The organism is Sorangium sp. So ce363 (assembly GCF_051520435.1).
In the GTDB taxonomy this organism is placed as follows: domain Bacteria; phylum Myxococcota_A; class Polyangia; order Polyangiales; family Polyangiaceae; genus Sorangium; species Sorangium cellulosum_B.
Map to the genome: position 1 here is coordinate 3850253 of NZ_CP150333.1, position 22925 is coordinate 3873177.

Here is a 22925-nt window from a genome sequence, read left to right on the forward strand (position 1 = left end):
GGTGCAAGCGCTCGCCAGGATCTGCATCCAGCGGCCCGTGTTCGCCGCCATGCTGACGCTCGCCCTCGTGGTGGTCGGCGCCGTGGCGTACTTCAAGCTGGGCGTGGATCGCTTCCCCGCCGTGGACCTGCCGACGGTCTCGGTCCGCACCACGCTCCCCGGCGGCGCGCCCGAGGACGTCGAGTCGGAGATCTCCGAGGAGATCGAGGAGGCGGTCAACACCGTCGAGGGGATCACCGAGCTCCGCTCGATCTCGACGAGCGGAACCTCCGTCGTCGTCGCCACCTTCAACCTCGACCGGGACATCGACTCGGCGGCGCAGGACGTCCGCGATCGCGTGCAGGCGGCGCTGCGCCGGCTCCCGGTGGGCACCGAGCCGCCCGTCATCGCGAAGCAGGACAACGACTCGACCCCGGTCATGTCGATCGCCCTCTCGGCCGATCGCTCGATCCGGGAGCTCACCGAGGTGGCCGACAAGCTCGTGCGGGTGCAGCTCGAGCGGTCGTCGGGCGTCGGTGAGGTGCGCGTCGTGGGGGGGCAGGAGCGCGCCATCAAGATCTGGCTGAACGCCGACCGCCTCGCCGCGTACGGCCTGCCGATCACCGCCGTCCGCGACGCGATCGTGCAGCAGAACGCGAACATCCCCGCGGGGAACGTCACGGGGAAGGAGGAGGAGCGGACGCTGCGCACGATGGGCCGCATCGAGGACGCGGGCGCGTTCAACGATCTGGTCGTCGCCACCGTCGACGGGCGGCCCGTCCGGGTGCGCGACATCGGCCGCGCCGAGGACGGCACCTACGAGCAGCGCTCGCTGGCCCGCCTCGACGGCAAGCCCACCGTCGTCCTCGACGTCGTGCGGCAGTCGGGCGCCAACACCGTCGCGGTGATCGAGGCCGTGAAGGCGAACCTGGCGAAGCTCTCCGAGCAGATGCCCGAGGACGTGCGGCTCGAGGTGATCCGCGATCAGTCGGGCTACATCTACACGGCGCTGCACGAGATCAACGTGCACCTCGTCCTCGGCAGCATCCTCGCGTGCGCGGTCGTCCTGCTCTTCATGCGGTCGTGGCGGTCCACGATCATCGCGGGCGTCGCCATCCCGACGTCGGTCGTCGCGACGTTCGGCATGATGTGGCTGCTCGACTTCACGCTGAACAGCGTGACGATGCTGGCGCTCGTGCTGATGGTGGGCATCGTCATCGACGACGCCATCGTCGTCCTCGAGAACATCTTCCGCTTCGTCGAGGAGAAGAAGATGGACTCCTTCGAGGCGGCCAGGGCCGCGACGCAGGAGATCGGGCTCGCCGTGCTCGCGACGACGCTGTCGCTCGTCGTCATCTTCGTCCCCGTCTCGTTCATGTCGTCGATCTCGGGGCGGTTCCTGTTCCAGTTCGGGATCACGGCCACGGTCGCGATCCTCGTGAGCCTGCTCGTCAGCTTCACGCTGACCCCGATGATGAGCGCGCGCCTGCTCCGCGAGGAGGGCGCCCGCGCGCACGGGCCGGGCGGCGGGGGCGAGGCGGCGACGCGGGAGGGCTTCTACGGGAGGCTCGAGGCCAGGTACACGCGCGCCCTCGCGTTCGCGATGCGGCACCGGGCGCTCGTCGCCGTCTCGGGCGCGCTGGTGATGGCGTCGGCCGTGCCGCTCTACGGGCTCGTGAAGCAGGAGTACATCCCCTCGGGCGCGGACGACGCGCAGTTCGAGATCCGCGTCACGGCCCCGCTCAGCGCGAGCATCGGCGCGATGGACGACGTGATGCGGCAGATCGGCGACGACGTCCGCGGGGTGCGCGGGGTGCGGAGCGTGCTCGCCACCGCGGGCGGCGGCTTCGTGGGCGGCGTCAGCGCGGGCGAGGCCTTCGTGCGGATCGCCCCGCACGACGAGCGCACGTTCTCCCTGACACGGCTGCTCCGGGAGACGTTCTCCGGCCATCCATGGCGCGCCTTCAAGGACAACTACTCGCAGAAGGACGTGATGCAGGAGGTGCGGCGCAAGCTGCGCAAGTACTCCGATCTCCGGATCTCGGTGCGCAACGTGCCGTCGTTCAACATCGGCGGCGGGAACTTCGAGATCGACTTCGCGATCCAGGGCCCCGACATCGAGCAGCTCGAGCGTTACGCGAACGAGCTCCGCGACCGCTCCGCGCAGCTCGGCGGCATCGTGGACGCCGACGTGACGCTGAAGATCGACCGGCCGGAGCTCCGGGTGCTCATCGAGCGCGATCGCGCGGCGCAGCTCGGGGTCCGGACGCAGGACATCGCGACCGCGCTGCGCCTGATGGTGGGCGGAGATCAGGCGGTCTCGCGCTTCCGGGACGAGGCCGAGAACGAGAACTACGACGTGCAGCTGCGCCTCATCGAGGAGGATCGCGATCGGGTGGCGGCCGTCCGCCGCCTGTACGTGCCCCGGACGGCGCGCTCGTCGGCCGCGCCGTCGCCGGGCGGCGCCGGCGGCGCGACGGCGCCCTCGGCCGGGACGCCGCTGCTCCGGGGCGACCTTGTGCGCCTCGACAACCTGGTGCGCATCGAGGAGGCGAGGAGCCCGTCGCGCATCGACCGGCTCGATCGCCAGCGGGTGTCGAGCCTGCGCGCCGGCGTCGCCCCCGGCTACGCGCTCGCCGACAGGCTGGAGGCGCTGCGCGGCGCCGCCCGGGAGATGGACATGCCCGCGGCGTACACGACCAGCGTGCGCGGCCGCGGCGCGGAGCTCGAGCGCACGTTCGGCGAGTTCATCTGGGCGTTCCTCCTGTCGATCGTGCTCATGTACATGATCCTGGCGTCGCAGTTCGAGAGCCTTGTGCACCCGGTGACGATCCTGCTCTCGCTGCCGCTGTCGGTGCCGTTCGCGCTGCTCAGCCTGTGGGCGACCGGGAACACGCTGAACCTGTACTCTGCGCTCGGCTTCCTCGTGCTGTTCGGCGTGGTGAAGAAGAACTCGATCCTCCAGGTCGATCACATGAACAAGCTGCGGGGCGAGGGCGTGCCGCGCGAGGAGGCGATCCTCCAGGCGAACCGCGATCGGCTGCGGCCCATCCTGATGACCACGCTGGCCCTGGTCGCGGGCATGCTCCCGCTCTGGCTGGGCACGGGGCCCGGGGCCGAGGAGCGCCAGACCATCGCCGTGGTGGTCATCGGTGGCCAGTCCCTGAGCCTGCTGCTCACCCTGATCGTCACGCCGGTCTCGTACTCGCTGCTCGACGATCTCGCGCGCAGCGAGCGCTGGGGGCGGGTGCGGTCCCGCGTGGCATCCCTCCGCGAGCGCGCGTCGGCGCGGTTCGGCCGGCTCTTCGCGCGCAGGACGACGTAGGCGCGGCGGCGCCCGCTGCCGGGCGCCTCAGCCCTTCGCCATCCCGAGCGCGGCCACGGCCACCGCGCCCCAGCCCGCGAGCAGGAGCAGCCCGCCGAACGGCGTGACCATGCCGAGGACGCGGACGCCGGTCACGGTCATCACGTAGAGGCTGCCAGAGAAGAAGAGCACGCCGCCCGCGAAGCAGAAGCCGGCGACCGTCGCCGCAACGCCGCCGGTGCGCGCGGCGAGGTGGGCGGCGAGCGCCAGCGCGAGCGCGTGGGCGAGGTGGTACTGGGCGCCCGTTTGCCACCAGGAGAGGCGCAGCGCGCCGTCCGGCTCCGCGTCGAGCGTCGCCTTGAGCCCGTGGGCGCCGAAGGCGCCGAGCGCCACCGCGAGGAACCCGTAAACGCCCGAGAGCAGGAAGAAGAGACGTTCCATCGGGCGCGGAGCTTAGCCGATGGCCGGAGCTCGTCACGGGGGCGCTCGGCCGAGCGCGCCGCGCGTCAGCCGCCCGCCGCCCTTCGCCGCGGGAAGATCGTCCCCCGGATCTCCGCCATCGACGCGCCGAACGTCGTCGCGAGCCGGCCGAGGACGAGGCGGTTCAGCCGGCCGTCCGGCGGCGCCTTGACCGCGATCACGAACGCGACGTCGACGGGGGTGCCGGCGTGCCTCGCCGCCCGCTCCGCGAGCGCCGCCGCGGCGACGTCGGACAGCTCCTCACGACGCGCGACGCGGATCTTCACGTAGAGCGCCGCCCGCATCAGCGCGTGATAGCCGTGCATCCAGGCCATCCAGCGCTCCTCCGGGCCCCCGGCGAGGGCCCGTGAGAGCGCGTCGCGGCGCCGCTCGATCTCGTCGAAGGGCAGGTTGTCGAGCTCGTTCAGCGCGCCGGGGAACTCCCCCGCGAGCGCGCGGAACACCTCCTTGCCCGGGATCGGCTCCCCGGCCGCCCGCGCGCGCCGGAGCTCCGCGAGCGTGAGGTACTTGCGGGCAAGCTGCGACAGGACCTCCGGTGAGAGGCGCGTGTCGCCGTCGGGGACCTCCGCGCCGGTCACAGCCAGCCGTGAGGGAACGCGAGGACGTCGCCGATCGACGCGGCGCCGAGGCACAGCGCGACGAGGCGATCGACCCCGAGCGCGTTGCCCGCCGCGGGTGGCATCCCCTCCTCGAGCGCGTCGAGGAAGCGCTCGTCGATCGGATAAACCGGCTTGCCCTGGGCGGCCCGCGCGGCCTGATCGGCGAGGAGCCGCGCGCGCTGCTCGACCGGGTCGGTCAGCTCGCCGAAGCCGTTGCAGAGCTCGACGCCCGCGACATACAGCTCGAACCGCTCGCAGACCCGCGGATCGCTCGGCTTGAGCCGCGCGAGCGACGCGAACGGCGCGGGGAAATCGACCAGGAACACCGGGTGGGGCAGCGCGGCGATCGCCGGCTCCACCGCGTCCACGAGCAGGCGGAAGAACCGCTCCTCGTCGCTCGACGCGAGCGCGATCGCGTCGTCCGCGGGCACGCCCGCCCAGCGCGCGAACGCCTCGCCGATCGAGATCCGCGGGAACGGCCGCTCCAAACGTACCTGCTTGCCGGACGTCGAGATCGTGCCATCCGCGCCGAGCGCGCCCGCGACGCGCTGCACGATCGCCTCGGTGTCGGCCATTACCTCGTCCACGCCGGCGAAGGCGCGGTACCATTCGAGCATCGTGAACTCCGGGTTGTGCCTGTCCCCGAGCTCTCCGCGCCGGAAGCAGCGCGCGAGCTGGAAGCAGCGCGGGACGCCCCCCGAGAGCAGCCGCTTCATCTGGTACTCCGGGCTCGTGATCAGGAACGTCGGGCGCGCCGCCTGCACCGCGAACGCGTCGAGGTGCAGATCGAGCCCGGGGGAGGGGACCATGCTCGGCGTCTCCACCTCGAGGAAGCCGCGCTCGGCGAACAGCGCCCGCACCGCGGCGAGCGCCGCCGCGCGCTGCGCGAGCGCCGCGCCGCGCCCGCGATGGATCGCGCGCTCCGTCTCGCTCGACGGCGGCGCCGCGGCGCCCGCGCGCGCCCGCGGCGGCCTCCGGGGCGTGATCCGCTCGACGAGCCGCGCGGACGCGAGCGCGCAGTCGGTCGGCGCCGGCGCGCCCTCGACGATCGCGAGATCGCCGACCTCGAGCGGCGGCGCGAGCGCGCCCTCGAGCGCGACGCGCAGCGCGCCGAACGCGTCGCCGAGGACGACCGCGCCCTCCGCGACCTCGAGCACGCGGCCGCCGACGCGAACCCTGCTGGGCAGCGGCGCACCGGAGGGACCGGAGGGGCGCGGGGAACAGGCGGAGACGATGTCGCTCGGGGCGAACGTCACCGGGAATCCAATGGAGGTGTTTGTTTCAGAGAGAGCCACGGCAGCCTGCGTTGAAGGTGCCGGAGACATACCACGCAGGTTGACCAGGGAGGTCACGTAACGAGGCAATCGCGGCCACAACTCCTTGATTTTCCGCGAGGACGTCGCGTCGCTTCTCCTTGATGAGCCAACGCAACTCGTTACGTTGGTCGCGCTCGTCGGTCCGGCCCTGCCGCGCCTCACGCGAGCGCTGCTTGCAGAAAGCCAGCAGAAATCCAGCCGGAGAGATGAACCCATGAGACGACTGCCGCTCTTGCTTCCGTTGACCGCACTCGCAGCCTTGGCCTCTGCGGGGCCCGCCGCCGCGTCGGAGTGGCACACGCTACCGAAGGGCTCGCCAGCAACGGCGCTGTCCTTCCGCGGCACGGATGGCGCGCGGGGCGCGGCGGAGGCGGCGCTGAAGCACGCCGCTTCAGACCTCCGCCTCCAGGGCGTCTCGCTGCGTTACCAGAGCGAGCTCGTGGATGGCGATCACCGCACTGTCCGGTTTGCGCAGGTCCACGCCGGACTGCCCGTGCTCGGCGCCGCGGTGGCGATCGATCTCACCCGGGAGAACCGCGCGGAGGTCGTGGTGCTCGACGTGGCGCGGGACCTGTCGGTCGCGACGACGCCGACTCACGGGGAAGAGGCCGCGCAGCGCGCGGTCGAGGCGACCTACGGAATGACGCTCGCGGAGCGGCCGAACGCGGCGCTCGCGGTGTTTCCCGAGGCGGAGACGGGCGGCAAGCTCGTCTGGGTCGTCGATGTCCGGTCGGATCGCGGCGGGGAGCGCTACCTCGTCGACGCGCACACTGGCAAGCTCGTCCACAGGCGCTCGCTGGCCGTGCACGCGCGAGGGCGCGTTTACCCCATCAGCTCGGCGGTCACGCCCGAGGTCCAGGATCTCGAGCTCAGCAGCCTCGACGCGGCGGATCCCCAGACCTTGAGCGGCTGGAACGGCAACTTCAAGGTGGTGAATTACGTGGATGGCGACCTCACCGCCGGCGTCCCGCTCACCCTGGAGCAGAGCGTCGAGCCGAACACAGGGGAGGACTTCCTCTACGATCCGCCCACGAGCGCGGAGGATGCGCACGACCAGTTCGCGCAGGTCGGCATCTATTACCACCTCACCCGGATGCGCGATTACTTCGTGTCGACCCACCAGATCGACATGGGGGCGCCTGGCTGGAAGCTCGTCGCGGTCGCCAACATGCTGGAGGCGGGCCGGCCGATGGACAACGCGTTCTTCTCGGGAGAGGGCGTGGGCGAGCCCTTCCGCGCGCCGAACCTCATCGCCATCGGCCAGGGCTCGTTCTTCGATTTCTCGGACGACTCCGACGTGTTCCTCCACGAGTTCACCCATTACGTCTCCGCCAACGCGGTCGGCTACAATGGAGGCCAGTTCGCGATCAACGAATACGGGCTCTCCCCCTGGGCCGGCAGCATCGATGAGGGCATCGCGGACTATTTCGCCTGCACCGTGAACGGCGACTCCACGCTCGGCGAGGCGACGCTGGCGCCCTTCGGCATGGCGCGCGACCTCGCGAAGGACACCAAGACGTGCCCCGGCGATCTGGTGGGCGAGGTGCACGAGGACGGCGAGCTGATCGGCAGCCTCGCGTGGTCCTTGCGCGAGAAATTCGGGGCCAAGGTGGGCGACAAGCTCGTCTGGGGCACGGTGACGCTGCTGACCCCCAACGCCTCGTTCGGCGATTTCGCCAAGGCGCTGAAGCGGGCGACCGACAAGCTGGTGACCGCCGGCGAGCTCACGGAGGCGGACGCCGGCGCCGTCGACGCGCTGATCGAGAGCCGGGGCCTCGACGACTGCGAGGAGGTGCTCGATCTGAGCGGGGGCAAGTCGCAGACGACGAACATGTTCGGGATCGACTCGCTGGTCTTCGGCTCGGGGGCGTCGTGCGCGGATTACCGCTCGCAGCTCAGCCTGCAGAGCCTCTTCCACTTCAAGAGCAAGCCGGATCGGGCCGCGAAGGGCGTCCGCTTCACCGTGGAGCTCGATCCCGACCGCGGCAACGACGTCGAGTGGAGCATCTACGTGAGGACCGGCCGGCACGTCGGCTTCACGCTGGGCGAGCTGCTGCCGGAGGCCACGAACTACGATTACAGCGTCGAGGGGATCACCGAGACGAGCGGTGAGCTCGTCATCGACGAGACCTCCGATCCGCCGTTCGATCCCACGCAGACGTACTATCTGGTGATCGGTCACAAGAACTGTCCGTCCTCGTCCGTGACGGTGGAGAGCGACGATCTCGGGGTGGAGCCGCCGGTCGATCCGACGGAGCCCGTCGAGCCGGAGCCCGCCGGCTCCACGGGCGGCGCGACGCCGGATCCGACGGATCCGGTCGAGGATCCCGAGCCGGAGGCGACGGTCGTGGGGTGCGCTTGCCGCGCTGGTGAGCCGAGCGCGCCCGTCGCGCCGTGGACGGCGCTCGCCGGGGTCGCGCTCGCCGGAGCTGCCGTGCTCAGGCGGCGTGCGCGGGCGCGTCGCGCGCTGGGCTGAAGTGACGGCCTGAGGGCCTGATGCCGCTGGCGTCACGCGGCGGGCGGCGGCATCGACGCGCGCCGCTTGCCCTCCACGCGAGCGCGAGGCCTGGAGCGCTCGCGCGTGTCGCTTCCGTGGGTGTGATGCGGGGGTGCGGGCGCTGCCCTCGCTGCGCTAGCGCCCGCCCGCGCCGCCGGTGCCGCCCGCGCCGCCGGTGCCGCCCGCGCCGCCGGTGCCGCCACCGCCTCCGCCCGTACCACCGGCGCCACCGGTACCGCCCCCGCTTCCGCCCTCGCCTGTACCGCCGCCCCCGGCCGTCCCGTTGCCGCCGTCGCCACCGCCGCCGCCCGTGCCGCTCGCGCTGCTCGTGCCGCTCGCGCTGCTCGTGCCGCTCGTCGTCGGATCCTGGTTGGGATCGCAGACCTGCGTGATCGCATTCGGCCTGCAGCAACGATGTTGTTGCTGCTGCTGACCGATGCCCATGCACTCGAGGCCATCGGCGCAGTCATCGTTGCCGTTCGCGATCTCGCAGGGCTCGCCCTCTTGCTGCCGGCTGCAGCTCGCGGCTGAGGCGACGATCGCCGCGGCGAGCGCGGCCAGGAGGAGCGCGGGGCGCAAGGCGTTGCGCGATGTCTTCGGGGCTTTCACGCGCGCTGGTCTAGCAGAACCAGGCGGGCTTGCCTATTGCCCATCTACTGCGGAGGGGCCGGCCGGTTCTTGGCGTCGATGGCGTCGATGAACAGGCCCATGTACTGCGCGGCGCTCGTGATCGAGAAGACGAGCGATAGATAGATGAGCAGCCGTCCGACGTGCACCACGTCGACCTCTCCGAAGTCGACGCCGAGGTGGATGTGGTACGGGTAGCCGAGGATCAAGCAGACGATCCCGATCATCTGCAGCGCTGTCTTGATCTTCCCGCCGTCGCCCGCTGCGATGACGAGCCCCTCGGTCGAGGCGATGGAGCGGAGCGCCGTGATCGTGATCTCGCGCGAGATGAGCAGCACCACCGCCCACGCCGGGATCCGGCCCATCGGCACGAGCCACACGAGCGTGGCGGCGACGATGAGCTTGTCGGCGAGCGGATCGAGGAACTTGCCGAGCACGCTCACGAGGCCCTGCCGCCGCGCCAGGTAGCCGTCGAGCATGTCGGTGATCGCCGCGAGCGAGTAGACGCCCGCGGCCCAGAAGCAGTCCCGCGGCGCGCCCCTCGACAGGAGCAAGAGGACGGCCGGGATCATGAGGATCCGGGCGAACGTGAGCAGGTTCGGGAGGTTCCGCGCGTCTTCCCAGAGCGTGCGCCGCCGCTGCGCCTTGATGCCCCGCAAGGACGTGCCCGCGCTAGCGACCATCGACGAGGACCATCCCCTCTCCGCCGAACGTCACGAAGCCCTGCATCCCTCCAGGCGCCTCGGAGGCGGGCAGCGTGCGCGGCAGGAGCCGGCCCATCCACCCGAGCACCGCGGTCGCGCGCGTCGACGTCGGCCGCGACGGGGTGATCTCCAGCGCGGCGGCGCGCTCGGGCACCGACAGGACCATGTGGCCGCGGCCGCGGAGCTGCACCATCGCGACCGCCTCGCCCTCGCCGGCCGGCAGGCGGCCGTTCTCGTAGCCGATCGGCAGATCGAAGCCGACGAGGACGTCCTCGCGCAGGTAGATGGACTCTTCCCCGAGCGTCACCGGGTGGAGCCGCCGCCCCTCCGGCGCGCCGAGCACGAGCTCGCAGCGCCCGCCGATCTCGATGAAGGGCGTGCTCGGCCCGCCGAGCGGCTCGTCGAAGATGCGCCCGCGCGCCTGCCGCTTCAGCACGTGCGTGGCGGTCCCGGAGTGCACGCTCATGGTGCGCAGCGCGTCGAGCCGGGCGACGAAGCCCTTCGTCGACTGCACGAGCACGACGCCGGTCGGGTGCCGCGTGACCGCGGCCTCGCGCGGGAAGACGAGCAGCCGCTCGCGCGCGAGCGCCGAGAGCGTCTCCAGCGGCGGCGTCGCGGCCGGCGGCGTCGCGGCGGGCGCCGCCGTGGGAGGCGGCAGCGAGGACGACGACGGGCGCCCCGCCGCCTTCTTGCTCGCCGCCGCCGCGTCCGCCGCCGCGGGGACGGCGATCGCGAAGCGGCCCGTCGCGGAGGGCTCCTCGGGCGCCACCGTGCTGCGGCGCACGGTCGGGGCCACGCTCCCTCCCGGCGGCGCCTGCACCGCCGGCATCGACGGGACCGTCGGCGCCGCGCCGACCCTCGGGCCGGGAGCCTTGCCCGCGCCGAGCGGGTTCGTCGCGCCTCCCGCGCGGCCGTCCGCCCCGAGGCTCTTGAGCGACGGCGGCGCCGGGATGGTCGGCATCATCTCGCGGCCAGGCTCGATGGCCGACCATGTCCCTGACGGGATGCGCGGCAGATCCGAGTCGTGCCGGAAGCCCGCGCCGGCGCGATCGAGCGCCTGCACCGCCTCGCCTGCGGCGCGCTGCACCTCGGCCTTGGCCTCGACCGGCGGCTGATCCTCGGTGTCGGGCGGCTCCATCGAGTAACGGCCCGTGGCGCTGCCCGTCATGTCGAGAAGGCGGCGCGCCATCGCGTCGTGGCCGCCCGCCGCGAACGCGTGGCTCGCGCGCTCGTAGTCGCCCATGCGCTGGAACGCGAGCCCCAGGTAGCCCCACGCGCGCTGGTGCTTCGGGTTCTGCTCGAGCGCCTTCTCGAGCTCGGACCGCGCCTGCGCCGGCTGCCCGGTCTTGAGGTACGAGAGCGCGAGGTTGATGCGCGGCTCGACCGCCTCCGGGTGGGCCTGGATCAGCCGCTCATAGATCGCGATCGCCCGCGGGTAGAGCCCCAGCCGGAAGTAGACGATCCCGAGCAGGTCCTGCCCCTTGGGATCGCTCGGCTGGAGCGACAGCGCGCGCTCGAGCTCCGCCTTCGCGGCGTGGACCCGGTTGTCCTGCAGGAGCTCGCTGCCCCGGTGCAGGTGGAACAGGAACTCCTCCGCCGCGACTTCGCGTGTGGAGGGCCGTGGGTCGTCGCGCTCGTGCATTGTCGGGGGGATCGTACACGAAAACGCACACACGCCGTCAGGCGCTCGCCGCCTCGATCGCCTCGGCGAGCGTGAAGGCCCCCTCGTAGAGCGCGCGGCCCACGATGACGCCGCTGACGCCGGGGATCTGCGCGAGCGCGCGCAGGTGAGCGAGCGATCCGACTCCGCCGGAGGCCAGGACGGGGAAGCCGCACGAGGCGGCGAGCTCGCGGGTGGCTTCCAGGTTGGGGCCGACCTGCGTGCCGTCGCGGGAGACGTCGGTGTAGAGGAGCGCCGCGACGGGGGCGCCGGCGAGCGCGCGGGCGACGTCGAGGGCGGTGACGGAGGAGACCTGCTCCCAGCCCTGCACGGCCACGCGCCCGTCCTTGGCGTCCACGGCGACCACGACGCGCCCCGGGAAGCGGCCGGCGAGGTCGCGTACGAGCGCGGGATCGTTCACCGCGGCGGTCCCGAGCACGATGCGATCGGCGCCCAGCGCGAGGTAACTCTCGGCCGCGGCGGCGGAGCGGATGCCGCCCCCCACCTGCACGCTGCCGCCCTCCGCGCCGAAGGCCGCGATGACGGCGCGGACGGCGTCGGCCTGGACGGGCAGGCCGGCGCGGGCCCCTTCCAGGTCGACCACGTGCAGCCGATCGCAGGCACGGCGGAGGCGAGCGGCGAGCGCCGCCGGGTCCTGGTCGTAGACGGTGACCTGATCGTAGCGCCCTTGATGGAGGCGCACGGCCTGGCCTCCGAGGAGATCGATGGCGGGGATGAGCTGCACGCGGCGGGTCTAGCGCGCCTCTGCGCCGGTGGGTAGAGGCGGCGAAGGCGGCGAAGGTCCGTTGCCCCGCCGCGTCACCACGACCCGCTCGCCCCGAGCACGACCCCTTCCGGGCCTGCCGCGAGCACCCCTGCGCGGATCCGCCTTGACGTCGCGCCGGCGGTCATGTCGCTCTGCGTCGGCTCGGTCAGGTAGAGGACCGCCGCCGCCCCGAGCCCGGCCAGCCCCACGCCGAAGCCGATCGTGCTCACGAGCCCGGTGGTGCTCGCGCTCTCCGCCGCGTCCAGGCCCGTCTGGTCGCAGGCCGTCGGGTCGCTCAGGCCGATCCCGCTGCCGCAGTGCTCGCGGACGACGCTCTTCTTGCCGAGCGTGAGCGCGCCCGTCACCCCGCCGAGCACGAGCCCCGCGACGCCGACGCCGCCGGCCGCGTACACGGCCGCCCGCCGGCCTGAAAGGCTCTCGGCGGACGGCGCCGGGGCGCCGCTCACCTGCAGATCGACGCGCTTCTTCTCGCCGTGAGCGAGGTGGATCCGCGTCTCCTGGACAGGCCCTCCCGGCGCCTGCGTCGACACGACGTGCTCTCCCGGATCCACCGGCACGCTCGCGCCCAGCGCGGCGCTGTCCACCGCGCGACCGTCGCGCTTTACCACCGTCCCTGCGGGGGCTCCGGGCGGGAGGGAGAGCGCGAGCTCCGGCACGAGCGGGGCCAGCTTCTCGCGCTCCTCCCGGGCGACCTTGGGCCGCTCTCCTTGCCGGCGCTTCTGCTCCGGCGTCAGCTGCTCGTGGAGCGCAAGGTACTCCCCGAAGTGGGCGAACGCGCTCGCGACGCGGCCCCACCTCGACTCGCAGATGGCCAGCGTGAAGAGCGCCCCCGGCTTGGGCTCGAGCCGATGGCTCTCGGCGATCGCGTTGCAGCCGGTCTCGTACTGGCCCGCCTCCATCTCGGCGAGGCCCCGGTTGAAGAGGGCTTCCGCGGCCGCGCTGTCCTGCGCCGCGGCGGGCGTCGCGGCGGCGAGCGGCCAGAGGACGAGAGCGAGAGGAGCCATCCGGCGCAGGCGACGTGTCATGTTCTGGGGTATCCACAGGCGAAGGTGTCAACCGGTGTCGGCGAGGGGCGGACCGGCAGCGCGGCGGACATCGGTCTCAATCTCGTCCCAGCAAAGGGACTTTGGGGCGAGCGGCGGCGCCTGTTCGCCCGGTCGAAGCGGGCCTCGGCGTCGCCTTCGGGGGAGCGCCCGCCGCCCCGCGCGCGGCCGGCCTCGCGCTGGCGCTCGCGCTGGTCGCGGGCTGGGTGGGCTCCGCGGCGAGCGCTGGCGCGGAGGCGCTGGGCGTCGGCGCCGACGGCTCTGCCGGCGGCGTCGCGCTCGGCGCAGCGGTCGCGGCGGCGCTCGCCGAGCCGGCGTCCGGCGCAGCGGCCGAAGGCGACGCGGCCACCGCCGGATCGGCCTGGGCCCCGGCGCGCATCAGGAGCCAGGTCCCTGCGCCAAGCACCCCGAGCCCGAGGACGACCGCGGCGGCGACGAGCGGGGCTCGGCTTGGCGCTATCGGTGTGATGTTCCCTGAAGGGACGGACGTCACCGACGTCTCCATGGTCGCCGCGAGGGGCGCAACCGGGGAGCGAGACGGGTGCTCCGGCCCCATCGGGCCGATGCTCGTCGCCACCGGCGGCATCAACGAGGGCGCGGTGATCGCCGGCACGGTGAGCGCTGGCGCGGCGAGCGCGGGTGCTGGCGTGGCGAGCGCGTGCGCCGAGGGGCTCGCCAGGGCCCAGGGCGGCGTGGTCGGGCGGGGCGAACGCCCGCTGCTGGACGGGGCGAGGACGAGCAGCTCGGAGAGCGCCTGCGCCGCCTCGCTCGCGAGGCGGAACCGCGCCGCTGGATCGACGGCCGTGGCCCGAGCGAACCAGCCATCGAAGCTCTGCGGCAGCACCACCCGCTGCGACATCGCCCGGTGGACCGGCGGCTCCTGCGGCCCGTGGACGACCACGAGCGCGAACGCGATCACGTCGTTCGCGCTGAGCGCCTCCGGGCTCCAGTACGGCGTCCCCACGAGCAGCGTGTACGCGATCATCCCGAGCGCGTAGATGTCCACGGCGCTGGTGAGCTTCGTGTCGGTGCGGAACTGCTCGGGCGCCATGTAGATGGGCGTCCCGAGGCTCCGCGTGATGCCGGCCGCCGTCCCGCCCTCGGCGAGCAGCTTCGCCACGCCGAAGTCGAGGATCTTCATGCGGGGCGTCCCGTCGTCCCGCTGGGTGACGAACAGGTTCTCCGGCTTGAGATCCCGGTGGATGATGGACGCCGCGTGGGTCCGGTCGAGGGCCGACGCGGTCTGCTGGAGGTACGTCGCGACCTCGCCGGGAGGCAGCCTGCCGAGGCGCTTGAGGCGCTGGCCGAGCTCCTCGCCGCGGAGCAGCTCCATCACGAGGAACGGCATGCCCGTCGCCTCGTCGATGCCCGCGTCGAAGACGTCGACGATGTACTCGCTCTCGATCTCCGCCGTGATCTGCGCCTCGCGCTTGAAGCGGCTGCGCATCTCCTCGCTCTGGAAGAGGTACGCGTGCATCACCTTCAGCGCCCGGCGGCGGTTCGTCTCGATGTGCACCACCTCGTAGACGGACCCCATCGCGCCCACGGCGAGGAGGCGCGCCACGCGATAGCGGTGCGCGAAGACCGTTCCGTCCGCGAGCGTGCCCGACACGGCGGGAGGGTCGCGCGCGGCGGCTGTCGCGTCAAGGTTCCAGGGACCCCGAAGGGCGGCGCGCGCTGCGCGGAGCGGCGGCCGCGACGCCGCGACGCCCAGCTGCGCGCATCACCGCGCCCGTGCGCATCGCAGCCCCGCGCCGGCGAAGTGGCCGTTCGGCGGGCGCTCCTGGAAGGCGGAGGTGAGCAATGTCTCCTTCCCGCTGCGCCAGCCCCCGCCCCAGATCATGTGGTTCGTGTCGGGGGTGAGGACGGCGCAGTCATCGCACGCGATCGGGTCGTCCGCGGCGAACGAATCCAGCACCCACTCCCACACGTTTCCCCCCAGATCCGCGTGTCCCCACCGCCCGTCTCCCCGCGGCGACCTCGATCCGCCCGGCTGGAGGTCCGCGATCTCGCACGATCCATCGAGGCCGCAACCGTACACCGCGTAGCTCTCGTCGGGCTCCGGGGCGCTCTCCGGGCTCGACCATGGATACGTGCGCTGCTCGTCCCCGCCGGCGGCCGCGTAGCGCCGCTCTGCTGCCGTGGGCAGCCGACCGCCGTCCCACGCGCAGAACGCGAACGCCACGTACCAGCTCACGCAGGCCGCGGGCAGGAGCTCGTGCTCGCCCACCTCGTCGGTCCACGAAAAATAGGGATCTTCGCAGTGAAGCGACGCCGACAGCGCCGCCCGGTCCACGGGCAAGTTGGCGTCCCACGCGGCGCGCCACCCGCTGTCCGGAATCTTCGGGTGTGCTCCTGCCCCCACCGCTGGCCAGCTCGCCGGGTACTCCGACAGGAACGCCCGGAACCGCCCCACCGTCACCTCGAATCGATCCAGCCGGAGGTCGCTCACCGTCGCCAGCCGCGGCTCGGCGTCGCCCCGATCGAACGTGCCTCCGGGCACCACCAGGCTCCCGCAGCAGCCCTCGTCTCCGCGCGGCCCGCAGATCGCGTCCATCTTGGCGCAGCTCCGAGGGACGATGCAGCGCCCGTCGTCACACAGGGGCACCTCCGCCGGGCACTCGGGTTCGTCCTGCCACGCTCCGCCTTCGTCGCACGTCTGCGGCCTGTTCTGCGCGCATCGCACCTCCTCTGGCGTGCACGTCTCGGCTCCACCTCCACCTCCGCTTCCGCCGCCCGCGCCGTCCGCCAGGTGGTACGGCTTGTCCACGCCCACGATCGCCGTGCAGCCCCCGATCACGAGGCATGCCCCCGTCCACATCGTCACGGCAGACGCTGCGATCTGCATCAGCGCCGCGCTCCGAGGCGCTCGACCAGCGCGGACCGGACCGCGCGCAGCGGACGCCAAGCCTCCATCCCAAGAATCTCCATGCGCGGGATTCTACTGGCATTTTGCCTCGCGCGAGGGCCCGCTCGACGCCGCTCTGCCGCCGTGGGGAGGGAGGTGCGACCGGCGCCCTCCTCCGCAGCGCCGAGCTCTGCCGCGCGTGTCCTGATGCGTCGCGGCTTCTGTCCTTGCTCGCCGGCCGACATCCGCGCCGACATCCGCTCGGGGCGAGGCGTTCCGGCCCGGCGGGCGCTGGTTGCGCGAGGTCGTCGGGCAGATACCATCGCTCGCTGAAGATGGCTGTACTCACGCTCGAGCAAGCGGCGATCCCGCTCCGGCAGGCGTACCGGGAAGGTCGCCTCATTCCCTTTCTGGGCGCGGGCTTCTCTGCCCCGCTCCGGCTGCCGATGTGGAAGGAGCTGATGGGGTGGATGGGCGCCGCGCTCGGGTTCGAGCCAGCGCTCTTCGAGCTGCACGGCTTGCCCCCGCAGCTCGCCGGCTTCTTCGCCCGCGAGTGCGCGGGCGGCCTCGACAGCTTCATCGCCGAGATGCGCGCGCGCTTCCACGCGCGCGAGGTCGACGAGCGGCGCAGGAGCTCGTGCCAGCACAAGGCCCTGGCGCGCCGCGACTTCTCGACCATTTACACGACCAACTTCGAGCACCACATCGAGGAGGCGCTGCGGGACGCAGGAAAAGAGGCCGTGGCGCTCGCCAGGTTCGACGACTTCGCGCGGTGCCCGGCGCAGGGGGCGTGCCACGTCATCAAGTTTCATGGAGATCTCGATTGGCCCGAGACGGTGGTGCTCACCGAATCGCAGTACTTCGGCCGCCTCCGGCTCGAGGCGGCCCCCGATCAGCGCCTGCGGGCCGATCTGCTCAGCAACAGCTTCCTCTTCCTCGGCTACAGCTTCGGCGACGTCGACATCCGGTACATCTGGTACCGCATGGAGCAGATGCGCATCGAGGGCAGCCCGCAGCTCGCGAGGCGCGCGTCGAACCGCCGCGGTTACTGGGCGACCTTCGGCGCCGGGCTCGTCCAGCCGGCGCTGCTCGAGGACTGGCACATCGACGTGATCGAGCTCGACCCGAACGACAAGACGAAGAGCGTCGTGGACCTGCTCGACGCTTTGGACGCGTGAGGGGACGGGTGAGGGCGATGGTCATGGTCTATTTCGTCTCCTCGAACCACCGCAAGGTCGCGGACATGACCTATGTGTGGAAGGACGCCCCGACGCCGCTCCGCGTCCTCCGGCTCGACGTGCCCCAGATCCTCTCCTCGGATCTCGACACCGTCGTACGCGAGGAGGCCCTCGCCGCCTACCGGCTCTCCCTCGTGCCGCTCTTCGTCGAGCACGGCGGCCTCTTCATCGAGCACCTGAACGGCTTCCCGGGCCCGCTCGTGATGCCGTTCTGGGAGCGGTTGCAGGACCGGATTTGCTCCCTCATCCCTCCGGGGCAGTCGCGCGCGGCGCACGTGGTCCAGAAGGTGTGTTATTGCGACGGCCGGACGCTGCGTGTCTACACGGGCAGCGTCCCCGGCGAGATCGCCGTCGAGCGGCGGGGAGACGAGGGCATCCACTGGGAGCCGATGTTCATCCCGGCCGGGCACACGCGCACGCTCGGGCAGATGCCGCGTGACGAGCGCCTCCGGTGCTCTGCGAGCGCGGAGGCGCTGCGGGCGTTCCGGTTCGATCTCGGGCTGTGATCGCGGAGCGCGGCGCTCGCGCTCCCCGCAGCTCCGCGCGCTGGCCACGGTGGTGCTTGACTTCCGGATCGCTTTGGAGTTCCTAACCGTCCACGACCGCGGCAAGGGGGCGAGAGCCTGATGTCCGGCGCTCCTCCCCCCGCGCTCAGAGGTCGTCCCCATTTGGCGCGGAGGCGATTCATGGAGTTCAGACAGCTCGGCGGGTCAGGGTTCAAGGTACCGGTGCTGAGCCTCGGGACGGGGACGTTCGGTGGCTCCAACGAGTTCTTCCGGGGGTGGGGCGCGAGCGACGTGGCCGAGGCGACTCGGCTGGTCGACGTCTCGCTCGAGGCCGGGATGAACATGTTCGATTCGGCCGACATCTACTCCGACGGGCTCGCTGAGGAGATCCTCGGCCACGCGATCAAGGGCAGGCGCGACAAGGTCATCATCTCCACCAAGGCGACCTTCCGGAGCGGCAAGGGCCCCAACGACGTCGGCTCGTCGCGGTATCACCTGATCCGGTCGATCGAGGGGAGCCTGCGCCGGCTGCAGACGGATCATATCGATCTCTTTCAGCTGCACGGCTTCGACGCGGTCACGCCGCTCGAAGAGACGCTCGGCACGCTGGACGATCTCGTGCGAGCGGGGAAGATCCGCTACCTCGGATGTTCGAATTTCTCCGGCTGGCACCTGATGAAGTCGCTCGCGGTGTCGGAGAAATATGGTCTCTCTCGGTACGTGGCGCACCAGGCGTATTATTCGCTGGTGGCGCGCGACTACGAGTGGGAGCTGATGCCGCTGGCGCTCGATCAGAAGGTCGGCGCGGTGGTCTGGAGCCCGCTGGGCTGGGGGCGGCTCACGGGGAAGATCCGGCGCGGGCAGCCGTTGCCGGAGGTCAGCCGGCTCCGGAACAAGCTGTCTGTCGAGGGGGGGCCGCAGATCGACGACGAGTACCTCTATGGTGTGGTCGACGCGCTCGACGCGGTGGCGAAGGAGACGGGCAAGACCGTCCCGCAGATCGCGCTCAACTGGCTGCTGCAGCGGCCGAGCGTCGCGAACGTGATCATCGGCGCTCGCAACGAGGAGCAGCTTCGACAGAACCTCGGGGCAGTCGGCTGGAACCTCGCGCCAGAGCACATCGCGAAGCTGGATGCTGCGAGCAAGACGAAGCTGCCATATCCCTACTTTCACCAGGTCGGCGCGTTCACGGAGCGCAATCCGTTCCCTGTCGCGCTCTGACGGTCGCGGCCTGGCCGCGACCGGCGGCTGATCCTGCGCGGAGGCCCGGCTCGGGGGCGCGCACCGCACCCGAGCCGTGGATGGCGATCCCGTGGCGAGGGCCGGTCAGGGCAGCACGGCGGTGGCGTCCGGCGTGGCGGCGTGCAAATCAGCGGTCGTGCTCATTCTTTGCGACTTCGACGGGACCATCACCTGCGACGACCTGACGAACCGGATCTGGGACGCCCACCTTCGCTATGACTGGCGGCAGGCGCTGCTCGCGCCTGCCGCCTCCGGCGAGCTCACGCCGTTCGAGCTCCTCCGCCGCGGCTACGCCGACGTGGATCGCCCGGCCGCCGAGCTCCTGGCCGAGCTGCGCCCGCACGCCGAGCTGCGGTCGGGCTTCGCGGATCTTCTGGCCCTGTGCGCCCGCCGGTCGTGGGTGTTCCACGTGATCAGCCACGGCCTGCCGTTCTACATCCGCGAGTTCCTGCCGCCGGGCACCGCGTTCTCTTGCTTCGATGCCGCCTTCGATGGGCGCTGGCGCGTGACCGTGCCGGAGACGGTGCCGCTCGCTCCCGGCGAGGACTTCAAGATCCGCGTGCTCGACCAGCTGAAGGCGGCCACCGGCGAGACCTCCACGGTCTACATCGGCGACGGCCGGCTGGACTACCCCGCGGCGCGGTGCTGCGATCGCGTGTTCGCGGTGCGGGACAGCGCCCTCGACGTGCTCTGCTCCCGCGACGGGATACCGTGCACACCCTTTGACGGCTTTGCCGAGATCTGCGCGGCGCTCGAGAGCAGCGGCACCCCTGACGGGGAGCGCGCGCAGCGCGCGGCCGACGCTACGCCGACACCTGGCTGATCCATCCGAGGTTGATCCAGCCCAAGGACCCTCTCGCCTCGGGTTGCGCCTGCTCGATCGCCGCCGCAGGCGCGGCGCGGCTCAGATGTGCTTCGGCGGGTTCAGCTTGTCTTCCGCCGACCTCCGCTGGACGAGCGCCTTGGCCTTCTCGTAGAGGACCCGCAGCCGCCCGCCCTCGGGCTCCCAGTACTCGGCGCGCTCGACATAGAGCTTCAGGAGGGCCGCGTGAGGGTGGGTGGGGCCGGCCGGCAGCCACGCCTTCCACGAGGGCTTCCAGAGGCTCCGGATCTTCTCCTCGTTCCTCTCGATCGTCGCGCGCGCCGAGATCGAGATGTACGCCCGATCCCGCGGCCTGTAGCAGCAGACCGCCACCTGGTGCTCGCGGGCGATCTCGCCTGTCTTCGCCGCCTCGTCCTCCGTCACGAACCAGAGATCGCAGTCCATCAGCTCGGCCGGCTCCTGGATCTCCATCGGCCGCCCCCGCATCAGCCCCTCGGGGGTCATCGTGACGAGCATGGCGGTGTCGAACTCCCTGAGGAGCGCGTGCAGCTCGCTCATGGATCCGCGGATCTGAGCCCTGGCCCCCGGCTCCACACTCCGGTGTTGCTCTCCACTCTGGTGTTGCATGCGGACAAAGCTGCTCCGCGGACCCTGGCCCGCAAGCAGGGGTGCGCCCTGACCCGTGTACCGCAGCAGCCTGGCGGCGCTCCGGCGTGACCCGAGGCGCCGCGCGCTGCAGAACGGTCCAGGCGGCTCGGCTCACACTCGCGGGGTTTTGCGCAGTGGACGGCGCGATGCGACGCCTTGACGCGCGTCCGCTCGGCAGATCGGGCGCTCTCCTGCCGCCAGAAGTGCCAATCTGCGGGCCCTCGCGGGCGGCACACTCCATGCGTTTGCGGGCGCGGGGGCACACCACAACTCCGCCCAGCAGGCTCTGCCATGACCGCGTTTTTGGACGACGTCGACCCTCGTATCCCCGCTGTCCCGATCCGGGACGACACCGCCCGGATCCGGGAGGATTTCCTCGTGCTCGCCGCGCACGAGATCAGGACGCCCGTGACCTCGCTCCTCCTGCAGCTCCAGCTGACGAAGCGGATGAGCCAGCAGGAGCCGGAGAAGACCCCGGCGTGGGCGGCGGCGATGCTGGCCGTCTTCGACCGTCAGCTCGGCCGTCTCGCCCGGCTCTGCGACGACATGTTCCAGGCGAGGCACGGCGGCCTGGCCCGCGGCGCCCCGACCCGTGAGCCGGTCGAGCTCGTCGGGCTCATCCGCGAGGTGCTCGCGACGGCGGTCGCGCACCGGCCGGCCGCGTGCGGCGCCATCTCGGTCGCGGCCGAGGGCCCGGTGATCGGCTGGTGGGACCGGTCTCACATCGAGCGCATGGCGTTCCACCTGATCAAGAACGCGCTCACCTTCGGCGAGGGCAAGCCGATCTCGATCGAGGTGCGCGCGACGCGCGCGCGGGCGCGGCTCATCGTGCGCGACCGCGGCATGGGGATCGCGCGGGAGGACCAAGAGCGGATCTTCGCGCGTTTCGAGCGGGCAGTCCCGGTGGAGCGCTTCGGCGGCCTGGGGCTCGGCCTGTACATCGCGCACGTCGCGGCGCGCGCGCACGGCGGCGCGATCCGCGTCGAGAGCGAGCTCGGCTGCGGCGCGGCGTTCATCGTCGATCTCCCGCTCGCCCCGCGGCGGCCGCAGCGGGTGAGGGCGGCGCGGCGCTCCTCGTCGATCTCCTCGCCGATTCCCCCCTCGCGCCCGGCGCGGGCGCGGCGCGGGCGCGGCGCGGGCGGGGCGCGCGCGCCCGAGCTTCCCCTGGGCGCGCACCTCAAGCTCGCGCAGGTCAAGCAGGTGCACCAGCGCCTGCTGCGCCCGCACTGACGCGCGCGCGGGCGGGTCAGCCGTCCAGGAAGCGGGCGAGCAGGCGCAGGCCGGCGGCCTGGCTCTTCTCGGGGTGGAACTGCGTCGCCGTGACGTTGTCCCGCTCGATCGCGGCGGTGATGCGGTGCGGGCCGTGCTCCGTCGTCGCCGCGACCAGCACGGGGTCGAGCGGGACGGCGTGGTAGCTGTGGACGAAGTAGACGAAGGGGCGCTCGCCAGCGAACACGCCGAGCGGGCCCGCCACCTCGCGCGCGAACGCGATGCGGTTCCAGCCCATGTGGGGGATCTTGATCCCGACCCAGGGCTGGCCGGCGACCGCGTCCGCCTCGGCCGCGCTCGGCTGTGGGGTGAGGCGCTTGACGGTGCCGGGGAACACGCCGAGCCCGCGCGCGCCCTCCGCCTCCTCGCTCCCGTCGAAGAGCGCCTGCATGCCGAGGCAGATGCCGAGGTAGGGCGTCCCCTTCCGGATCTGCGCGCGCAGCGCCTCGCCGATGCCGTTCTGCAGCGCCGCGGCGCAGTCGCGGAAGGCGCCCTGGCCGGGCACCACCACCTTGTCGGCCCGGCCGATGATCTCCGGGTCGCCCGTGCGCGTCACCGCGCACGGCGCGCCGGCGTCCTCGGCGGCCTTCTGGAGCGCCCGCTCCACGGAGCGCAGGTTGCCCATCCCGAAATCGACGAGCGCGATGGCTTGCATGGCTCAGAGGCTCCCCTTGGTGGACGGGATGCCGGCGACGCGCGGCTCGATCCGGGTCGCCTTCATCAGCGCCTTGGCGAACGACTTGAAGCAGATCTCGACGATGTGGTGCAGGTTGTCCCCCTCGATGAGGCGGACGTGGAGGTTCGCGCCGACGCCGCGCGCGAAGCCCTCGAAGAACACCGGGGCGAGCTCGACGTCCCAGGTGCCGAGCTTCGCCTTGGGCAGCGGCACCCGCCAGACGAAGTAGGGCCTGCCGGAGAGGTCCAGCGCGCACTGCGCGAGCGCCTCATCCATGGGGAGCGTCGCCTCGCCGTAGCGGGCGATGCCCGCCTTGTCGCCGAGCGCCTTCTGCACGGCCGTGCCCAGGGTGATGCCGCAGTCCTCGGTCGTGTGGTGGCCGTCGATCTCGACGTCGCCCTCGGCGTGGATGGTGAGATCGAACAGGCCGTGGCGGGCGATCTGATCGAGCATGTGCGTGAGGAAGGGGAGCGGCGTCTTGATCTCCGAGCGGCCCTGGCCGTCGAGATCGATCTCGATGCGGATGTCGGTCTCGCGCGTCTTGCGCTCGACACTGGCGATGCGGGGCATGGCGCGTAGGGTAGTCGCCCTTCGCGGCAAGGGAAGCGGCGTGATCCCGATGACGTCGCAGGTAACGCGGCAATGGCCTTGGACGCGAGCGCCGGATCGCATAAGGTGG

20 protein-coding genes are annotated in these 22925 nt (G+C 72.0%); 7 read left to right on the top strand and 13 right to left on the bottom strand.

Features of this window, described 5'->3' with window-relative positions:
* The first annotated feature begins 1 nt into the window (after position 1).
* Positions 2-3304 carry an efflux RND transporter permease subunit gene (locus WMF12_RS14740; protein WP_437872139.1) on the top strand — a complete coding sequence of 1101 codons (3303 nt, stop codon included), beginning with the start codon at positions 2-4 and terminating at the stop codon, positions 3302-3304.
* 27 nt (positions 3305-3331) lie between these two features.
* On the opposite strand, the gene WMF12_RS14745 is transcribed toward WMF12_RS14740, so the two are convergent.
* The 3 genes from WMF12_RS14745 to epmA all read right to left on the bottom strand — a co-directional run bounded on the left by WMF12_RS14745 (position 3332) and on the right by epmA (position 5618).
* On the bottom strand, positions 3332-3724 hold the full coding sequence (locus WMF12_RS14745; RefSeq protein ID WP_437872141.1) for a DUF423 domain-containing protein: 393 nt from the start codon (positions 3722-3724) through the stop codon (positions 3332-3334).
* Between the two features lie 65 nt (positions 3725-3789).
* Complete coding sequence (locus WMF12_RS14750) at positions 3790-4341, bottom strand: hypothetical protein (protein ID WP_437872142.1); 552 nt, start codon at positions 4339-4341, stop codon at positions 3790-3792.
* A complete protein-coding gene (gene epmA, locus WMF12_RS14755; protein ID WP_437872144.1) occupies positions 4338-5618 on the bottom strand; it encodes an EF-P lysine aminoacylase EpmA in 1281 nt (426 codons plus the stop codon). The genes WMF12_RS14750 and epmA overlap by 4 nt, the downstream gene beginning before the upstream one ends.
* 319 nt (positions 5619-5937) lie before the next feature.
* On the opposite strand from epmA, the gene WMF12_RS14760 reads away from it, so the two are divergent.
* The gene (locus WMF12_RS14760) at positions 5938-8154 is read left to right on the top strand and encodes an MYXO-CTERM sorting domain-containing protein (protein WP_437872147.1); all 2217 of its coding nucleotides are present in this window, start codon (positions 5938-5940) and stop codon (positions 8152-8154) included.
* Between the two features lie 156 nt (positions 8155-8310).
* Here the strand turns inward: WMF12_RS14760 and WMF12_RS14765 are convergent, their stop codons facing one another.
* The 7 genes from WMF12_RS14765 to WMF12_RS14795 all read right to left on the bottom strand — a co-directional run bounded on the left by WMF12_RS14765 (position 8311) and on the right by WMF12_RS14795 (position 15844).
* Positions 8311-8784: a hypothetical protein gene (locus tag WMF12_RS14765; protein ID WP_437872148.1), complete on the bottom strand. Its 474-nt coding sequence runs from the start codon at positions 8782-8784 to the stop codon at positions 8311-8313.
* A gap of 44 nt (positions 8785-8828) precedes the next feature.
* Positions 8829-9485 carry a CDP-diacylglycerol--glycerol-3-phosphate 3-phosphatidyltransferase gene (gene pgsA / locus WMF12_RS14770; RefSeq protein WP_437768326.1) on the bottom strand — a complete coding sequence of 219 codons (657 nt, stop codon included), beginning with the start codon at positions 9483-9485 and terminating at the stop codon, positions 8829-8831.
* Positions 9475-11148, bottom strand: coding sequence for a tetratricopeptide repeat protein (locus WMF12_RS14775; RefSeq protein ID WP_437872149.1), 1674 nt, complete (start codon positions 11146-11148; stop codon positions 9475-9477). Before WMF12_RS14775 ends, pgsA begins: the two co-directional genes overlap by 11 nt.
* Before the next feature lie 37 nt (positions 11149-11185).
* Complete coding sequence (hisA, locus tag WMF12_RS14780) at positions 11186-11911, bottom strand: 1-(5-phosphoribosyl)-5-[(5-phosphoribosylamino)methylideneamino]imidazole-4-carboxamide isomerase (RefSeq protein WP_437746310.1); 726 nt, start codon at positions 11909-11911, stop codon at positions 11186-11188.
* A gap of 74 nt (positions 11912-11985) precedes the next feature.
* On the bottom strand, positions 11986-12957 hold the full coding sequence (locus tag WMF12_RS14785; RefSeq protein ID WP_437872150.1) for a hypothetical protein: 972 nt from the start codon (positions 12955-12957) through the stop codon (positions 11986-11988).
* Positions 12958-13054: 97 nt separating this feature from the next.
* Complete coding sequence (locus tag WMF12_RS14790; protein ID WP_437872152.1) at positions 13055-14608, bottom strand: serine/threonine-protein kinase; 1554 nt, start codon at positions 14606-14608, stop codon at positions 13055-13057.
* 111 nt (positions 14609-14719) lie between these two features.
* Positions 14720-15844 carry a formylglycine-generating enzyme family protein gene (locus tag WMF12_RS14795; RefSeq protein ID WP_437872154.1) on the bottom strand — a complete coding sequence of 375 codons (1125 nt, stop codon included), beginning with the start codon at positions 15842-15844 and terminating at the stop codon, positions 14720-14722.
* Positions 15845-16179: 335 nt separating this feature from the next.
* Between WMF12_RS14795 and WMF12_RS14800 the strand changes: the two genes are divergently transcribed.
* The 4 genes from WMF12_RS14800 to WMF12_RS14815 all read left to right on the top strand — a co-directional run bounded on the left by WMF12_RS14800 (position 16180) and on the right by WMF12_RS14815 (position 19653).
* Positions 16180-17022 (top strand): SIR2 family NAD-dependent protein deacylase, encoded by an 843-nt coding sequence (locus WMF12_RS14800; RefSeq protein ID WP_044964899.1) that lies wholly within the window; start codon positions 16180-16182, stop codon positions 17020-17022.
* A 23-nt stretch (positions 17023-17045) separates the two neighbouring features.
* Positions 17046-17588: a non-canonical purine NTP pyrophosphatase gene (locus WMF12_RS14805; RefSeq protein WP_437872161.1), complete on the top strand. Its 543-nt coding sequence runs from the start codon at positions 17046-17048 to the stop codon at positions 17586-17588.
* A gap of 180 nt (positions 17589-17768) precedes the next feature.
* On the top strand, positions 17769-18809 hold the full coding sequence (locus tag WMF12_RS14810; protein WP_437746314.1) for an aldo/keto reductase: 1041 nt from the start codon (positions 17769-17771) through the stop codon (positions 18807-18809).
* A gap of 91 nt (positions 18810-18900) precedes the next feature.
* Complete coding sequence (locus WMF12_RS14815) at positions 18901-19653, top strand: HAD-IB family phosphatase (protein ID WP_437872163.1); 753 nt, start codon at positions 18901-18903, stop codon at positions 19651-19653.
* Positions 19654-19734: 81 nt separating this feature from the next.
* Here WMF12_RS14815 and WMF12_RS14820 read toward each other — a convergent pair whose 3' ends face one another.
* Positions 19735-20211 (bottom strand): pyridoxamine 5'-phosphate oxidase family protein, encoded by a 477-nt coding sequence (locus tag WMF12_RS14820; RefSeq protein WP_012235453.1) that lies wholly within the window; start codon positions 20209-20211, stop codon positions 19735-19737.
* A 381-nt stretch (positions 20212-20592) separates the two neighbouring features.
* Between WMF12_RS14820 and WMF12_RS14825 the strand changes: the two genes are divergently transcribed.
* The gene (locus tag WMF12_RS14825) at positions 20593-21531 is read left to right on the top strand and encodes a sensor histidine kinase (RefSeq protein ID WP_437872164.1); all 939 of its coding nucleotides are present in this window, start codon (positions 20593-20595) and stop codon (positions 21529-21531) included.
* Positions 21532-21547: 16 nt separating this feature from the next.
* On the opposite strand, the gene hisH is transcribed toward WMF12_RS14825, so the two are convergent.
* Positions 21548-22225 (bottom strand): imidazole glycerol phosphate synthase subunit HisH, encoded by a 678-nt coding sequence (gene hisH / locus WMF12_RS14830; protein WP_437872165.1) that lies wholly within the window; start codon positions 22223-22225, stop codon positions 21548-21550.
* A gap of 3 nt (positions 22226-22228) precedes the next feature.
* Entirely contained in the window at positions 22229-22816 is a 588-nt protein-coding gene (gene hisB / locus WMF12_RS14835; protein ID WP_437552686.1) for an imidazoleglycerol-phosphate dehydratase HisB, read from the bottom strand.
* Positions 22817-22925 lie beyond the last annotated feature (109 nt).

Bases quoted from the DNA above. Each gene is read 5' to 3' on its own strand.
- hisH (WP_437872165.1), bottom strand. From the start codon at position 22,225: ATGCAAGCCATCGCGCTCGTCGATTTCGGGATGGGCAACCTGCGCTCC.
- WMF12_RS14825 (WP_437872164.1), top strand. From the start codon at position 20,593: ATGACCGCGTTTTTGGACGACGTCGACCCTCGTATCCCCGCTGTCCCG.
- WMF12_RS14745 (WP_437872141.1), bottom strand. From the start codon at position 3,724: ATGGAACGTCTCTTCTTCCTGCTCTCGGGCGTTTACGGGTTCCTCGCG.
- WMF12_RS14810 (WP_437746314.1), top strand. From the start codon at position 17,769: ATGGAGTTCAGACAGCTCGGCGGGTCAGGGTTCAAGGTACCGGTGCTG.
- WMF12_RS14775 (WP_437872149.1), bottom strand. From the start codon at position 11,148: ATGCACGAGCGCGACGACCCACGGCCCTCCACACGCGAAGTCGCGGCG.
- WMF12_RS14820 (WP_012235453.1), bottom strand. From the start codon at position 20,211: ATGAGCGAGCTGCACGCGCTCCTCAGGGAGTTCGACACCGCCATGCTC.
- WMF12_RS14785 (WP_437872150.1), bottom strand. From the start codon at position 12,957: ATGGCTCCTCTCGCTCTCGTCCTCTGGCCGCTCGCCGCCGCGACGCCC.
- pgsA (WP_437768326.1), bottom strand. From the start codon at position 9,485: ATGGTCGCTAGCGCGGGCACGTCCTTGCGGGGCATCAAGGCGCAGCGG.
- hisB (WP_437552686.1), bottom strand. From the start codon at position 22,816: ATGCCCCGCATCGCCAGTGTCGAGCGCAAGACGCGCGAGACCGACATC.
- WMF12_RS14795 (WP_437872154.1), bottom strand. From the start codon at position 15,844: ATGCAGATCGCAGCGTCTGCCGTGACGATGTGGACGGGGGCATGCCTC.
- WMF12_RS14800 (WP_044964899.1), top strand. From the start codon at position 16,180: ATGGCTGTACTCACGCTCGAGCAAGCGGCGATCCCGCTCCGGCAGGCG.
- WMF12_RS14805 (WP_437872161.1), top strand. From the start codon at position 17,046: ATGGTCTATTTCGTCTCCTCGAACCACCGCAAGGTCGCGGACATGACC.